Origin of the sequence: Shouchella clausii, assembly GCF_002250115.1 — a bacterium.
GTDB classification, from domain to species: Bacteria; Bacillota; Bacilli; order Bacillales; family Bacillaceae_D; genus Shouchella; species Shouchella clausii.
This window is the reverse complement of the sequence record NZ_CP019985.1, coordinates 4,300,046-4,315,719: the sequence shown is the minus strand read 5'-3', so window position 1 is coordinate 4,315,719 and position 15,674 is coordinate 4,300,046. Positions and strand designations below refer to the sequence as shown.

Here is a 15,674-nt window from a genome sequence, read left to right as displayed (position 1 = left end):
TTTTTTGTATGTGCATGATAAAAACATGAAGGGGTGGAGAATTTTGAGCAAAGTGAGAAGTTCATCATTAGGGTATCCGCGGATTGGCGGCCAGCGAGAATGGAAAAAAAATCTTGAGGCGTTTTGGGCAGGAAAGCGCTCAAAAGCTGCTTTTTTGCAGGAACAGAAATCGTTAAGGCTATCTTATTTGCAAAAACAGCAACAGCTCGGCCTTGATCTCATTCCAGTAGGCGATTTTAGTAATTATGACCATGTGCTAGACACGGCTGTTGCTTTTGGCATTGTGCCGGAAAGATTTACGTATGATGGCGGAAAAGTGGAAGAGGAAACGTATTTTGCAATTGCCCGGGGAAGCGATGATGCTGTCGCAGCCGAAATGACAAAGTGGTTCAACACCAACTACCACTATATTGTCCCAGAGTTAACAGCTAGCAGAGAACCAGCTCTTGTCGATAACCGCTGGCTGCGTTTGTACAAAGAGGCGAAAAGTGAGCTTGGCATTAACGGCAAACCGGTAATTCTTGGCCCAGTCAGTTTTGTGAAACTAGCAAAACAATATGGAAATAAATCCTTCTCCGAGCATGTGAAGACACTTGTGCCTTTGTACGGACAAGTACTGGCTGAATTGGCACAAGCAGGCGCGCCATTGATTCAAGTAGATGAACCGATTTTGGCTGGCGATGTGACCGAAGCAGAGTGGGCTGTCGTTGAGGAAACGTATCAGTCATTAGCGAAACTAGCGCCAAACGCCAAGCTTTTGCTGCAAACCTATTTTGAGAGCGTCGATGACTATAACCGCTTTATACAGCTGCCAGTTGCGGGGCTAGGATTTGACTTTGTAGCTGGAAAAGAAGAAACATTGCAAAATCTTCGTCTAAACGGATTTCCAAACGATAAGCTGTTAGCACTTGGCGTCATTGACGGACGTAATATTTGGCGGACGGACCTTACAGCTGTATATGCCGAACTAGAGGAACTGTTACAAGGAGTCGAACGGGAAAGGCTCATCCTCCAGCCGTCATCTAGCCTATTGCATGTGCCAGTAACAGTGCAATCAGAAGAGAACATTGCAGATGAACTAAAAGAAGCGATTGCATTTGCGGATGAAAAAATAAGCGAAATCGTTTCATTGGCGAAAGTGGTCAACGGTCAAGAGCCGGCTACGTTATTAGAAGCGAGCAAACACGCGTTAGCGCGATTAAATGCTTCACAGGCCCGAAACAATCAATCGGTCCAACAAGAAGTAGCGCAAATCAGCAACGAGGACCCATCCCGTGGCCTAGATGCTCCTGCACGGGCCAAGTTGCAAGCGGCCAAACTGAAACTGCCGCTATTGCCGACGACGACGATTGGCAGTTTTCCACAAACAAAAGAGATCCGTAAAAAACGGTTAGACTGGCGCAAAGGAAAATTGGACAGTGCTGGCTATGAAACATTCATTAACGCCGAGATAGACCGCTGGATCGCTATCCAAGAACAGCTCGGGCTCGACGTCCTTGTCCATGGCGAGTTTGAACGGACAGACATGGTTGAATTCTTTGGCGAAAAGCTTGGCGGCTTCCAGTTTACTACGTATGGCTGGGTTCAATCTTATGGGTCCCGTTGTGTCAAGCCGCCGATTATTTACGGAGATGTTTACTTTAAACAACCAATGACCGTAAAAGAAACGGTTTATGCCCAATCCAACACAGACAAACCTGTTAAGGGGATGCTAACTGGCCCAGTCACGATTTACAATTGGTCGTTTCCAAGGGCTGATATTACCGAAGGCGAGGCGGTTAATCAAATTGCTCTCGCTTTGCGCAAAGAAGTCCTTGCCCTTGAAAAACATGGGATTGGCGTCATTCAAGTAGATGAACCTGCTTTGCGGGAAGGATTGCCGCTTAAGCGCGCGAAATGGCAAAGCTATCTTGACCAATCGGTAACGGCCTTCCAGTTGACGGTCAACCAAGTAAAGCCAGAAACGCAAATCCATACGCATATGTGTTATTCTGATTTCCAAGATATTATCGAAGCGATTGACGGGCTTGACGCAGATGTCATTTCAATCGAAATGTCCCGGAGCCATGGCGAACTAATTTCATCATTCGAAGATTACACGTATAACAAAGGCATTGGCCTCGGTGTGTATGACATTCACAGCCCCCGCGTCCCAGCTAAAGAAGAAATTGCCCGTAACATTGAGCGTGCGTTGAATGTCTTACATCCAAAGCAATTTTGGGTCAACCCGGACTGCGGTTTAAAAACACGGCAAGAACCAGAAACAGTGGCTGCATTAAAAGTGATGGTGGAGGCAGCGAAGGAAGCGCGGCAAACACTTGCGACGAAGACGAGTTAATTTTTGGGAACTTTGTTCCCAGACTGATAGAAGCATGGGGCAGACGCCCCATGCTTCTTATGCATGTGTGCCCGGCATGCGCATGGGCTATAGGGTTGAAGTCCCGAACAGTGAAGGTCACTGTAACTGTTAGCCAACGACAAGGGTGTCTGGGGCGACTCAGAATCTGAAGGAAGTCCGAGGCAAACCTCCGCTCCGAGGAACACGAATCTCATCAGGCGCTTATTCTTGGATGAGGCTGCACGACAAGTCGAAGTCCTAGTGACCAAAGGGGATAGGCGTAAATGAGGCGGAGACATGGAGGGGAAGGACATGCGCTTACCCGGGGAGATCTAGTGATCGTGCGGAACACGTTCCGTAACCACTTGTGTGAACAGGTGCTGAGACATTAGAAGTCAGCAGAAGTCATAGTACATGTCTGATCTAGACAGACATGGAAGGACGGAATCAGGAAAGGAATAAGAGGACTTGGCGAACGTTGTACGTGTTGAAGCAGAAACATCTACGGAACCTACTCTCCCGCAAGAAGCGGTGAATCCCGCAGGGGGCTGGAGAGAGGGCGGAGCGTACAGCCACACAAGAAGACCCCTCTTATACGAAGGAGTAGAAATACATGTTGGATCAGATTCTATCAAGAGACAATCTCCTCCAAGCGCTCAAGCGCGTGGAGTCCAATAAAGGAAGTCCTGGTGTCGATGGGATGACGACAAAATCCGTCCGATCTTATCTCATGGAAAACTGGGACTCCTTGAGAAGGGCAATCATGGAAGGAACCTACTCTCCTCAGCCAGTAAGACGGGTCGAAATCCCGAAACCGTCTGGAGGCGTAAGGGCATTAGGCATTCCAACGGTGATTGACCGTCTGATCCAACAAGCCATCGCTCAAGTGTTGTCAAAGAAGATGGACCCAAGCTTTTCCGAAAATAGCTACGGGTTTCGTCCAGGAAAACGGGGACATGACGCGGTCAAAAAGGCGAAGACGTATATCCAAGAAGGGTACGGATGGGTCGTGGACATTGACCTCTCGAAGTTCTTCGATCGCGTCCATCATGACCGCTTAATGAGACGTCTGAGCCAGATCATTCAAGATCGACAAGTGTTGCGTCTGATTAGACGCTACCTTCAAGCAGGGATTATGGAAAACGGACTGGTTCAGCCGAGTACAGAAGGACGCCGCAAGGCGGACCGCTCAGTCCGCTTCTTTCCAACATTGTGTTAGATGAGTGGGATCAGGAACTAGAGAAACGAGGCTACCGATTCGTTCGTTACGCGGATGACTGCCAGATTTACGTCAAGTCACGACGGGCGGCAAAACAAACGCTAACAAAGATGACGACGTTCCTAGAGGATCGTCTCCGTCTTCAAGTGAATCGGGAAAAGAGCGCATGGGGGCGCCCGTGGGAGCGGAGCTTCCTGGGGTTCACCTTCACGCGCAACCGACAAGACCCAAAGATACGAATCGCACCCGCAAGCCTTAAACGATGTAAAGATCGCATTCGCGAACTCACCTCACGTCGCCACTCGATTGAGATGGAAGAACGAATTCGCAGACTGAATCAGTTTCTTATAGGATGGATAGGCTACTTTCAGTTAGTCGAAACGCCATCTTTCCTACAGAAATTAGACGCATGGGTGAAGAGACGCCTCCGAATGATCCGCTGGAAAGAATGGAAGAAACCGAAAACGAGACAGCGGAAGCTCGTCTCTCTGGGCGCCAGGATAGGAAAAGCGTGGGAATGGGCCAATACGCGAAAAGCCTATTGGCGAATCGCGAAAAGTCCGATCTTACACAAAACCCTCGACTCTGCATATTGGAAGAGTCAAGGGCTCAAGAGCTTAATGGAACGTTATGATACACTTCGTCAAACTTAACTGAAACCGCCGTATACGGAACCGTACGTGCGGTGGTGTGAGAGGTCGGGGGTTAGTCGCCCCCTCCTACTCTATTTAAATCAGTGGGTTTTTGCTTGTTTTTAGGCTTTGCCACACTGCGGGCCCCCTCGATGCCGAGGAATACGCACATGACAAATAGGATGAAGGAAGCAACAACGAGTAAGTAATCACCGGCAAGAAAATTGGAATGCATCATAACGAGAAGCGCTGATGTGGTGACAATAAACATAAACACCATAGGGATAATCACAAACAATGCTTTCGATTTTGTTTTCACTAGCCATAAGGTAATGGCAAGGAGCGCCAATGCCCCGAGCATTTGGTTGGCGGCGCCAAATAGCGGCCATACGCTTTGCCATGTACCGGAAAGGGCCAGTATCGTTGCTCCTATTAGGCCGAGAATGGTGGCCGTATGCTTGTTATGAAGCAACCGTACGTTGATGCTTTCGCCTAGTTCCGTAACGGCGTAACGCATGAGCCGCGTGGCCGAATCAAGTGTTGTCATTAAGAATGCCGATGCGGCGAGTGCAGTAAACGTAACACCAGCTGCCACAGGCAATCCCCACGTGTTCATAAAGTGGCCGATGCCGACGGAAAACACACTAATCGGATCATTCAGTTCGGCCATAAGCGCATTAAATTGGTCAAGTGTTAAATAAGCAACGGAACCAATCGCGATGATGGCGACAAATGCCTCGATCAGCATCGAACCATAAGCAACAAAGCGGCCATTTTTTTCGTTATTCAGCTGTTTGGACGTCGTTCCTGAGGAAACAAGTGAATGGAAGCCAGAAATGGCCCCACAGGCAATCGTAATAAACAAAATTGGAAACAAAAAGCCGAGCGTGTCATTATAAAATCCGGTAAAGGCAGGCATTTGAATAGTAGGCCTAGCGATCAACAAGCCTAAAAAAGCGCCACCAATTAGAAAATAAAGCAAAAATGAATTTAAGTAATCACGAGGTTGCAGCAAAAACCAAACAGGCAACACGGACGCCAAATAGGCATATACGATTAAAATGAGCGACCAAGCAGTAGCACTAAGGGTGATTGGAAAGTTTAGGCCAACCCATATTGATAGCGCCATAGCGATGACGCCAAACAACGTCGCGAGTGCTAAATGGATACGCACTTGGTTGACAAGAACGCCGAAACCCATCGCGACGGCAATAAACAAAAGGGAAGCAGTGGCCGCGCCTGGAAACGACACAAACGTATTTGCAACTAGAATGATAAAGACGCCAATGATCAAAATTAACGTCGCTATCGAAAAAGCTAAGAACATTAACTGCCCACGCTTTCCCATATGCTCTTTAATGACTTCGCCGATCGACTTAGCTTTATGGCGAATGGAAGCTTGCAAAGATGCATAATCATGGGTGCCACCTACAAAAATGCTGCCTATCATAATCCACAGAACGGCAGGCAGCCAGCCGAACACAATCGCGGCAATTGGCCCAGTAATCGGACCGCCGCCTGCAATTGTCGTGAAATGGTGGCCAAGCAGTACAGGTGTTTTCGTCGGAATGTATTCCTTCCCATCATAAAACGTATGTGCAGGCGTTTTCCGCTCTCCGTCAATTTTTAAACGACGCTCCAGGAATTTTCCATAAGTAAAATAGGCGACAATTAACAAGGCACCGCAAATAAGCATAAGTGTTACAAAATTCATAAGACCACCTCACGTTTAATAGATTTGCAAAAATGGTTCAATAAAGGGCTTTCCTTTTTTGTGCGCATAAAGCTGGCTTCCGTCCTGAAGCAAAATCCCCGCATAGCGTTCTGCCCAGCCATGCAAGCCCCATTTGATGAATGATAAGCTACGGCAACGGCGTGCCGCTTGGCACAGCTCAGGCGAAGGCGCTGTGGCTGTTAGTAGCAGTCCGATGTAAATCGACGACATATGCTGAGATGAATGGTTCGCGTTTGTTTGAATATAAGCATCGAGTTCTTGTACAAACGTAGAAAAGGTGTCTATTGTTGCTTCTTCCGGCTCATAAAAGAAAAAGTGCTGGTTGTTTTCAACGCTCCAGACAGTTGCTTTTTTAGAAAGGATGTAACGTTCATCGCGCCGCTGATAGTGGGCGCTGAAGCGCAGGGGGAGCTGGCCAAGGTGGTCGTCTTCATACACATCAAACTGGTGCTTTAAAGCGTTTTGCAGTTGGCGTAAAGGCAATTCGATTGGCATGATGCACCTCATTCAAAATTGGTAGCGTTTACATATGTGTGTTTAGTATACCTTTATTAAATCGACAATTCAATTCTTTCTGAAAAAATATCAGTTCTGTATTCACCGGATCAAGCCTCCTTTGAAGTTTACATATAGAGGGAAAGGGAACAGAATAAAAAAGCCTAAAAGGAGTCGATAAGATGAAACTTTTTATAAATGGCGAATGGGTCAGTGAAGGGTTGGATGTGTTTGACGTTGTTAATCCGGCTACTGGCGATGTTGTCGGCTCGGTGCCGAAAGGAGGAGCGAAGGAGGCAAAAATCGCAGCCGATAGCGCTTACGAGGCATTGCCGGCATGGGCAGCGCGTTCAGCTTATGAACGAAGCGCAATATTAGAGGGGTGGCACGATCTTATTGCTGAACAGAAAGAGGAACTAGCGCAATTAATGACAATGGAACAAGGCAAACAAATTAATGAAGCGCGAGGGGAAATCACCTATGCCAATTCATTTATAAAGTGGTATGCAGAAGAAGGCAAACGCATATACGGGGAAACCATTCCGGCTTCATCCCCTGATAAACGTTTATTTGTGGTAAAACAGCCTGTCGGTGTCGTCGCTGCGATTACACCGTGGAACTTCCCGGCCGCCATGATTACGCGGAAAGTGGCACCGGCGTTGGCAGCAGGCTGCACAGTGCTGATCAAGCCAGCATCGCAAACGCCACTAACTGCATTGAAGCTAGCAGAGCTTGCTGAAAAAGCAGGGTTGCCAACAGGCGTGCTCCACGTTGTTGTTGGTTCAACAAGTGACATCTCAAAAGCGTGGCAGGAAGACGAGCGTGTCCGCAAGTTGACGTTTACCGGCTCTACGGAAATTGGCCGCACTCTTATGAGTGAAGCGGGGCAAACCGTTAAGAAAATTTCTTTGGAGCTTGGCGGACATGCACCGGTCCTTGTGTTTGAAGACGCGGACATCGATCACGCTGTCCAAGAAACAATCGCCTCCAAATTCCGTAATGGCGGGCAGACGTGCGTATGCGCCAATCGGATTTACGTGCATGAATCCATTGCTCAAGCATTCATAACGAAAATGAAACAAGCAGTCGAGCAGTTGAAAGTGGGGAATGGGTTGAACGAGGAGACAGACATCGGCCCACTGATTGACGAAGATGCAGTTGATAAAGTCCTTACCCATATTCGAGATGCAAAAGACAAAGGGGCAAAAGTACTAACAGGAGGAAGCAGCAGAGACGGGCTGTTTATTGAACCAACTGTCATAGCAGGAGTAACCGACGACATGGCATGCATGTCAGAAGAAACGTTCGGCCCCCTTGCACCGATATCTACTTTTAAGACAGAAGAAGAAGTCGTCAAACGGGCAAACGATACGATTTACGGGCTTGCCGCCTACTTATTTACCACTAATCTAAGCCGCGGGATTCGAGTTGCAGAAAAGCTGGACTACGGTGTTGTCGGGTTAAACGACGGCGGCCCATCGGTTGCCCAGGCGCCGTTTGGTGGTTTCAAGCAAAGCGGAGTTGGCCGTGAGGGAGGACGTGAAGGGTTAGAAGAATTTCTTGAAAGCAAGTACGTCTCTTTAAAAATGTGAAGTTAAGCTGCGCTAAGAGCGCAGCTTGAGGTTGTCGACAAAGTCGATAACCGCCCTCAGACTGATAGAAAACGCTTGTCAGACGAGGAGTGCAGGCGAGGGAAGATGCGAATAGAACGTGGGTTCATGAGCATATGACCGAGGCAAACGACGAAGTATGCGAGCGTTTGTCTACAGTCTGAAGCTGCGCTAAGAGCGCAGCTTTTTAATAATCTATTAAATTGTATCGAATAATAGTATGGTAGAATAATAGCGTGGAAAAGTTACTTAAGCATGGAAGCTGTTATGGTTTGCGGCTTATTTATCGCAATAAGGATTCAAGCATTAGTAGAACCACTGAAACTATTGAAGATTTTGATATCATAGCAAATCTATTAAAAAAGGGCAAAATTACAGGAGTAATTTTCAAAAAATAGTCTTGGGGGGATTGGGATTGAGTAGCCGTACAATTTCATCAAATAAACAAGCAAGCCGAGGCACTGACTTTAATGCGGTTGTTGTCGGTGCAGGGTTTTCGGGTTTGTATATACTTCATCGTTTACGTGAAACTGGTTTATCCGTCCGGGTTTATGAAGCTGGTGACGATATCGGGGGCACGTGGTACTGGAATCGTTATCCCGGAGCCCGTTGCGACATTGAAAGCATCTATTATAACTACACGTTTTCCGAAGAACTGCTTCATGAGTGGACATGGTCATCAAGGTATGCAGATCAGCCGGAAATCTTACGTTATCTCAACTATGTCGCGGATAAGTTCGATCTGCGCTGTGATATCCAATTAGGGACGAAGATTATCGCAGCCAATTATGATGATCAAACCCATAGATGGAATATCCAAACTAGCAATGGCACGCAGGTGTCGGCAAAATACTTCATCACAGCGGTAGGCTGTCTATCTGTACCAAACATGCCGAAATTCAAGGGCCTAGACACTTTCCAAGGCGAGATGTACCATACCGGACGTTGGCCGCATGAGAAGGTAAGCTTTGCAGGTAAGCGGGTCGGCGTGATTGGGACAAGTTCGACAGGCACCCAATGTATCCCGATTATTGCCCAAGAGGCGGAGCATCTTACCGTTTTTCAACGCACACCGCAGTACATCTCTCCAGCCAAAAATTATTCCTACGATACGGAGTTCATACGGGAAACCGTAGAAAACTACCAGGAAATTAAGGAACGGATGCGTGACTCTATGCACGGTGTACCTTTCCACGCTCGTGATCAGTCGGCGCTGCAAGATTCGCCAGAAGTACGCCAGCTTGTATATGAGGCAGCGTGGGAGGATGGCAGGCTTTTATCGATGTTGTACAGCTATAACGATTTGCTTGTTAATGCAAAAGCGAATGAAACAATCAAGATACGTCAAATTGTACGGGATCCTGAAGTAGCAAAGAAACTAATGCCGTCGTTCTATTACGCAACGAAACGACCGGTTATAGACAACCATTACTTTGAAACCTTTAACCGTGACAATGTCTCTTTAGTTGATGTCAGGTCAGCCCCAATTGAAGAGATTACCTCAACGGGGATTCGGACAGTGGAAGCAATGTATGAATTGGACATGATTGTATGTGCAACTGGATTTGATGCCATGACAGGGCCCTTATTCAAAATGGATATCCGCGGTAAGTCTGGAATCTCGTTAAAGGAAAAATGGGAAGAGGGAGCAAGATTAAGGACATACCTTGGAATCGCAGTCGCTGATTTTCCTAATCTTTTTATGATTACAGGCCCTCAGAGTCCTTCTGTGATAGGCAATATGTTGGTTTCCATTGAGCAGCACGTTGAATGGATTTCCGATTGTATTGAATATCTTCGCAGTAACGGTATTGAAGCCTTGGAAGCAACGGTGGAAGCGGAAGAAGGTTGGAGCAAGCATTGTCAGGAAATTGCTGATTCTACGTTGGTAACAAAGACGGACTCCTGGTACATGGGGCGAACATCGTAGGTAAGCCAAGGGGGTTCTTGGCTTATCTGGGAGGAGTCGGCAATTACCGTCAAATATGTGATCGTGTTGCAGCCAAAGACTATGAGGGATTTTCAATGATTCCTACTTATAACGAAGAAAAAATGTTAAATTAAAGGTCGTCTTCTGACGGTCTTTTTTTCAATTCTAATCAAACCCGCCATTTGTCGTTGCAATAATCAAGACTAGAGCGAATTTAGATAGTATGAACAAATCCTTGTTTAGATAGTATATCACTATTTTAGAAGGTATAATCGCAACAGTTGCCGTCTTTCCGAAAACGCTCTTTAAATATAGTTACCTAGTGGAGCTACTGGAGTGCCCTTTTAAATGTCAGATTCGGGAAAGTGTAATTAATTAGGGTGAAACGAAACAAGTTACTCATCATTTTGAGGTTAACATAGAATATCTTTGGACAAAATACACTTTATGTTTATACATTGCATTGAAAAGAACAGAAGTAGCGTCCAGAATTTAGAAATGGCTTACATATATTGCTGTTTCGCCCGTCTTCTCAGGGCAAAATATACAAAAGGTCAAAATTTGCCCTTAATCACGTAAAATAATACCGCTGATTGTAAGCGCCATCTTGATATGCTTAGAAGCAGGAAGCTACTTATTAATTGAAAGGAAGAGACAGATGGGGTCTGAAAAGGAATATAAAAAAATTGCTCAGGATGTAATTAAAGGGCTTGGTGGAAAAGAAAATATTATATCGATGGCACACTGTGCCACACGTCTTAGACTGATTGTCAAGGATCGGGAAATCATTGATGATGACTTTATTGAGAACGTGGACAAGGCTAAAGGGGTCTTTTTTACTTCCGGGCAATATCAAATCATTTTTGGAACCGGTACCGTCAATAGGGTATATGAAGCGATGATTGGAGAGGACGTCTCTTCTACTTCCAAAGCGGAATTGAAAGAGAAAGCTTCTGAGCAAGATGATCATTTCTTTAAACGAATGATCCGGGTGTTCGGGGACGTATTCGTACCGATTATCCCGGCATTGGTCGCTACTGGATTATTCATGGGTGTCAGAGGCCTTATTACGCAGCCTGCCATCCTCGCATGGTTTGGACTTACTCCAGACAGCATTTCCGACAATTTTTTAGTGTTCACGCAAATTTTGACAGACACTGCTTTTGGTTTCTTGCCTGTGCTCGTATGTTGGTCAACCTTCCGGGTATTTGGCGGATCACCGCTGCTTGGGATTGTGCTCGGCTTGATGCTCGTCAGCCCTTCCCTGCCAACGTCCTGGGATGTCGCCCAGAATGTCCAGGAACCGCTAATGTTCCTTGGATTTATTAAAGTAGCCGGTTATCAGGGATCGGTGTTGCCTGCGTTTATTATCGGTATAGTTGGTGCGTTGCTAGAGAAAAGAATCCGCAAACTCGTTCCCGCTGCGTTAGATTTAATTTTGACGCCATTTTTAACATTGCTGATCGCCCTAATGCTAGGACTGTTTGTGCTCGGTCCGGTGTTCCATGAAGTAGAGATTTTAATCTTGTCAGCAGTTACATGGATTCTGCAGTTGCCATTCGGAATTGGCGGCTTCATCTATGGTGGCATTAATCAATTTATCGTTGTGACTGGTCTCCATCATGCCTTAAACTTGATCGAAATTCAAATGCTAAGTGACACTGGCTGGAATATGGTCAATGCGATCAGCTCTGGTTCAATTGCTGCACAAGCGGGAGCCGCGCTAGCTGTTGGCTTGAAGGCGAAAAGCCTCAAAACGAAGTCAATTGCTTATCCTTCTTCTCTGTCTGCGCTGCTAGGCATTACGGAGCCGGCTATTTTCGGTGTGAACATCCGTTACGGCAAGCCGTTTCTGATGGGCTTGATTGGTGGCGCCGTCGCTGGATTCTTTGCCCGGATCCTCGATGTCCAGGCAACAGGCATGTCGATTACAGTCATTCCAGGTATGCTGCTGTACTTAAATGCGCAAATCATCCCGTACATTGCGGTCTGCGTCATTGGATTTGGGGTAGCGTTCGCCCTTACATGGATGGTTGGCTTTAAAGAGAAAACAAATCTGAAATAAACAAATTAGGGGGAGAACCATGCAAAATAAACAGCTGCTTGAGAAATTGGGCAGTCTTACTATTGAAGAGAAAATCGGCCAGCTTGTTCAGCTGACTGGTGATTTTTTTGAAGGAGATCTAGATACGGTTGTCACAGGACCGCTTAAAAAACTGGGGCTGCACCAAAATTATAATGTGTATAACACCGGTTCGATCCTCAACGTGACCGATCCTGATAAAATTATTCGGCTGCAAACCGATTATCTCGAAAAATCGAATCATAAAATCCCATTGCTGTTCATGGCGGATATCATCTACGGCTATCGGACGATCTTTCCGATTCCCCTCGCCCAAGCGTGCAGCTGGAACTTTGAGTGTATTGAGCACGCGGCATCGATTGCTGCCCGGGAATGTTATGAGGAAGGTGTACACGTAACATTCTCCCCTATGGTCGATATCGTCAGAGATCCTCGCTGGGGCCGGGTAATGGAGTCGTCCGGTGAGGACACGCTGTTGGCCAAGAAGTATGCAGAAAGCATGGTGCACGGCATTCAGGGCCGACAAGGGGAAAGCAGCATTCCTGCCGACAAAATTGCTGCTTGTGTCAAACACTTTGCCGCCTATGGCGCACCTGTAGCCGGACGGGAGTATAACGCCGTAGATATGTCGGAGCATATGCTTAGGGAATATTATTTGCCTGGCTATCAGGCTGCAATCGATGCAGGAGTCAAGCTCGTCATGACTGCCTTTAATACGCTGAACGGCATTCCCGCCACAGGCAACGAATGGCTGAACCGGGATCTGCTCAGGCAGGAAATGAAGTTTGACGGAGTCCTGATCTCAGACTATGCAGCTGTGGAAGAACTGATCATGCATGGTTATGCGGAAGATGAAGCAGCAGCCGCCAAGCTCGCTTTGGTGGCCGGTGTTGATATCGATATGAAGACAGCCGTTTACGCCAATCAGTTGGAGAACGTAATAAACGGTAATGAGGAATTGCAGCAGCTTCTCGATGACGCTGTGTACCGCGTCTTAAAGCTGAAGAACGACTTAGGACTGTTTGAGGACCCATTCCGCGGTTTAAAGGACAGCCGTCAGTTGCCGGCAACGTGCATCTTGTCAGACGAACATAAGACGGCCGCCCGGTCTTTGGCAGAGCAATCCATCGTTCTGTTAAAGAATGAGCAAGAACTGCTGCCGTTGTCGAAACAGGCAAAGATCGCTTTAATTGGTCCGTACGCAGAGGAAACTTCCACCCTCGGTATGTGGGCGATTAAGGGGGATGAAAGGGATACGGTGAATTTGAAAACAGGAATGCTCAAGCATGTGGATCCTGAGCAAATTTCCGTATGCAAGGGTTCACACCTCCTGCCTGATGAGGAAAGGGATGCGCTTGGCAAGTATGTAGACAAACTGCCTGTTGAAACGGTTGACGAGGATGTTTTGCTCCAGGAAGCAATTCGTAAGGCTAGCGAAGCAGATGTTGTGATTCTCGCGTTGGGAGAGAGCATCTACCAAAGCGGAGAAGGCGGTTCGCGCACGAATCCTACATTGCCAGAGCCGCAACTGAAGTTGCTCCACGAAGTCAGTCAACTGAACAAAAAACTTGTTGTGATTGTGTACAGCGGCCGGCCGTTAATTTTAACCGAAGTAGCCGCCCAAGCTGATGCCCTCATCCAGGCCTGGTACCCGGGAACAATGGGCGGGGAAGCGCTGGCCAATATCCTATACGGAACAGCCAATCCGTCAGGGAAGCTGGCGATGACATTTCCCCGCAGTGTTGGCCAAATTCCGGTTTATTACAACGAGCTTAAAACAGGAAGGCCAGACTTGCCTGAAAATGGTTTTTACCGTTTTGCCTCACGGTATATTGATGAAGCGAATGAACCGCTATATCCGTTCGGGTACGGAAAATCCTACACAACGTTTGACTACAGCCTACTGTCCGTCAGCCGCCAGGAAATGAGCGCCGATGAGTCAGTCGACATCGAGGTATCCGTTACCAACACCGGAAAGTATGATGGGAAGGAAACGGTCCAGCTGTACATCCGCGACCAATTCGCCAGTGTAGCCAGACCAATAAAAATGTTGGCCGATTTCAAGCAGATTTTTTTGCGGAGCGGCGAAACGGGGACTGTCCAGTTTTCGATTTCGGAAGACATGCTTAAATTTTATGGAACGAGTATGAAGTACGAGAGCGAGCCAGGGGATTTTGAGGTTTATATCGGCACGAGCTCACAGGAAACGCCGCTGACGTTTACCTTCGCTCTACGGGCGGGGGAACATGATGAGTAAAAGTGACGCTTATAACTTGAAATACCATATTACGCCGACACACGGCCTATTAAATGACCCAAACGGGCTTGCCCATTTCCAAGGTCAGTATCATGTTTTTTATCAGTGGAATCCCTATGGCACCGAACATAAAAACAAAAGCTGGGGCCATGTCGTTTCCGATAACCTAGTGAACTGGCACAGGAAAGAGATGGCATTGGAACCTTCGGAATGGTACGACAAGGACGGCATCTATTCCGGCGGGAGCATTGTTCATGAAGGAAAGCTTTATCTCTTCTATACAGGCAATGTCATCAACAAAGATGGAACACGGGCAAGTTATCAATGCGCTGCTGTTTCTGAAGACGGGCAACAGTTCCAGAAGCTCGGCCCGTTATTCGAGCATCCTGTTGGTTATACGAGGCATGTCCGCGATCCGAAAGTCTGGAAAGACGATTCAGGCAACTGGTGGCTGATCGTAGGGGCCCAGCGAGAAGATCTTACGGGAGATGCCCTTGTCTATAAGTCCGAGGACTTGATCAGTTGGTCGTGCCAGGGATCGTTTCTCGAACAGGAGCATTCTTTCGGATATATGTGGGAATGTCCTGATGTGCTCCAGTTCCCTGAACATGATGTCTTTGTCTTTTCCCCGCAAGGCTTACTAGAGGAAGGCGACAAATATAAAAATCCGAATCAATCAGGTTATATTGTTGGGCGCATTTCAGAGTCCGGAAAATTTCTTGGCATGTTGTCTGACTTCAATGAGCTCGACCGGGGATTTGACTTTTATGCCCCGCAAACGTTCAAAGTCGACAATCGAATCTTGATGTTCGGGTGGATGAGCGCAATGACGGAGGAAACAGAGCAAGCTGTCCCGACAATTGAGGAAGGATGGGTTCATGCATTGACTCTTCCGAGGGAAATCATTCTCGCAGATGGCGTGCTATATCAGAGACCGTTACATGAACTCCAGTTATTAAGGGAGCATGAAGTGCACGAAGGAATTAGCAACAGCGGTCAATGGAGCTTGCCTTCCCTGGCAGCCGAGGTCGTTATTCGGTTTATGAAGCAACCTGACAGCTTCCAACTCATCATTAGAAACGCCGTACAGATTGACTATGATTATGAGCAAAACAGTTTGACTGTCTGGAGAACGAACTGGTTGACGAACGAGAAGGAATACCGTAGAGTTGTGCTCCGCCAGCCGCTTGCAGAATTGCACATGTTCATTGAAAGCTCCAGCATAGAGCTATTTGTGAATCACGGTGAGGAAGTGTTCTCTTTGCGGTACTTTCTAGAGGATACGAACGAGCGTAGCGTGCGGTTTGAGTCAGACTGCAGCGAAGCTGTCTTAAGCATGTACCGCTTGCGAGAAAGTATAGACGAGGAGTGACTT

General features: G+C 47.1%; 9 protein-coding genes and 1 pseudogene. 8 read left to right on the top strand and 2 right to left on the bottom strand.

Going from position 1 to position 15,674, the window contains the following annotated elements:
- Positions 1–43: 43 nt before the first annotated feature.
- The 3 genes and pseudogenes from metE to BC8716_RS23105 all read left to right on the top strand — a co-directional run bounded on the left by metE (position 44) and on the right by BC8716_RS23105 (position 4,210).
- Positions 44–2,338, top strand: coding sequence for a 5-methyltetrahydropteroyltriglutamate--homocysteine S-methyltransferase (gene metE, locus BC8716_RS21215; protein ID WP_094428908.1), 2,295 nt, complete (start codon positions 44–46; stop codon positions 2,336–2,338).
- Positions 2,339–2,951: 613 nt separating this feature from the next.
- Positions 2,952–3,706 (top strand): annotated as a pseudogene (gene ltrA / locus BC8716_RS23110) (group II intron reverse transcriptase/maturase); the annotation flags it as partial.
- 162 nt (positions 3,707–3,868) lie between these two features.
- Positions 3,869–4,210 carry a group II intron maturase-specific domain-containing protein gene (locus BC8716_RS23105; RefSeq protein WP_407697151.1) on the top strand — a complete coding sequence of 114 codons (342 nt, stop codon included), beginning with the start codon at positions 3,869–3,871 and terminating at the stop codon, positions 4,208–4,210.
- A gap of 52 nt (positions 4,211–4,262) precedes the next feature.
- On the opposite strand, the gene BC8716_RS21205 is transcribed toward BC8716_RS23105, so the two are convergent.
- Both BC8716_RS21205 and BC8716_RS21200 read right to left on the bottom strand, forming a co-directional pair.
- Positions 4,263–5,903, bottom strand: a complete 1,641-nt coding sequence (locus tag BC8716_RS21205) for a carbon starvation CstA family protein (RefSeq protein WP_094428906.1) — start codon at positions 5,901–5,903, stop codon at positions 4,263–4,265.
- A gap of 15 nt (positions 5,904–5,918) precedes the next feature.
- Entirely contained in the window at positions 5,919–6,419 is a 501-nt protein-coding gene (locus BC8716_RS21200; protein ID WP_094428904.1) for a DUF8052 family protein, read from the bottom strand.
- A 182-nt stretch (positions 6,420–6,601) separates the two neighbouring features.
- Between BC8716_RS21200 and BC8716_RS21195 the strand changes: the two genes are divergently transcribed.
- The 5 genes from BC8716_RS21195 to BC8716_RS21175 all read left to right on the top strand — a co-directional run bounded on the left by BC8716_RS21195 (position 6,602) and on the right by BC8716_RS21175 (position 15,671).
- Positions 6,602–8,011, top strand: coding sequence for an NAD-dependent succinate-semialdehyde dehydrogenase (locus BC8716_RS21195; RefSeq protein WP_094428902.1), 1,410 nt, complete (start codon positions 6,602–6,604; stop codon positions 8,009–8,011).
- 433 nt (positions 8,012–8,444) lie between these two features.
- A complete protein-coding gene (locus BC8716_RS21190) occupies positions 8,445–9,959 on the top strand; it encodes a flavin-containing monooxygenase (RefSeq protein WP_245850010.1) in 1,515 nt (504 codons plus the stop codon).
- A 658-nt stretch (positions 9,960–10,617) separates the two neighbouring features.
- Positions 10,618–12,024 (top strand): sucrose-specific PTS transporter subunit IIBC, encoded by a 1,407-nt coding sequence (locus BC8716_RS21185; protein WP_094428900.1) that lies wholly within the window; start codon positions 10,618–10,620, stop codon positions 12,022–12,024.
- A 19-nt stretch (positions 12,025–12,043) separates the two neighbouring features.
- A complete protein-coding gene (bglX, locus tag BC8716_RS21180) occupies positions 12,044–14,299 on the top strand; it encodes a beta-glucosidase BglX (protein ID WP_094428898.1) in 2,256 nt (751 codons plus the stop codon).
- Entirely contained in the window at positions 14,292–15,671 is a 1,380-nt protein-coding gene (locus BC8716_RS21175) for a glycoside hydrolase family 32 protein (RefSeq protein ID WP_094428897.1), read from the top strand. The genes bglX and BC8716_RS21175 overlap by 8 nt, the downstream gene beginning before the upstream one ends.
- Positions 15,672–15,674 lie beyond the last annotated feature (3 nt).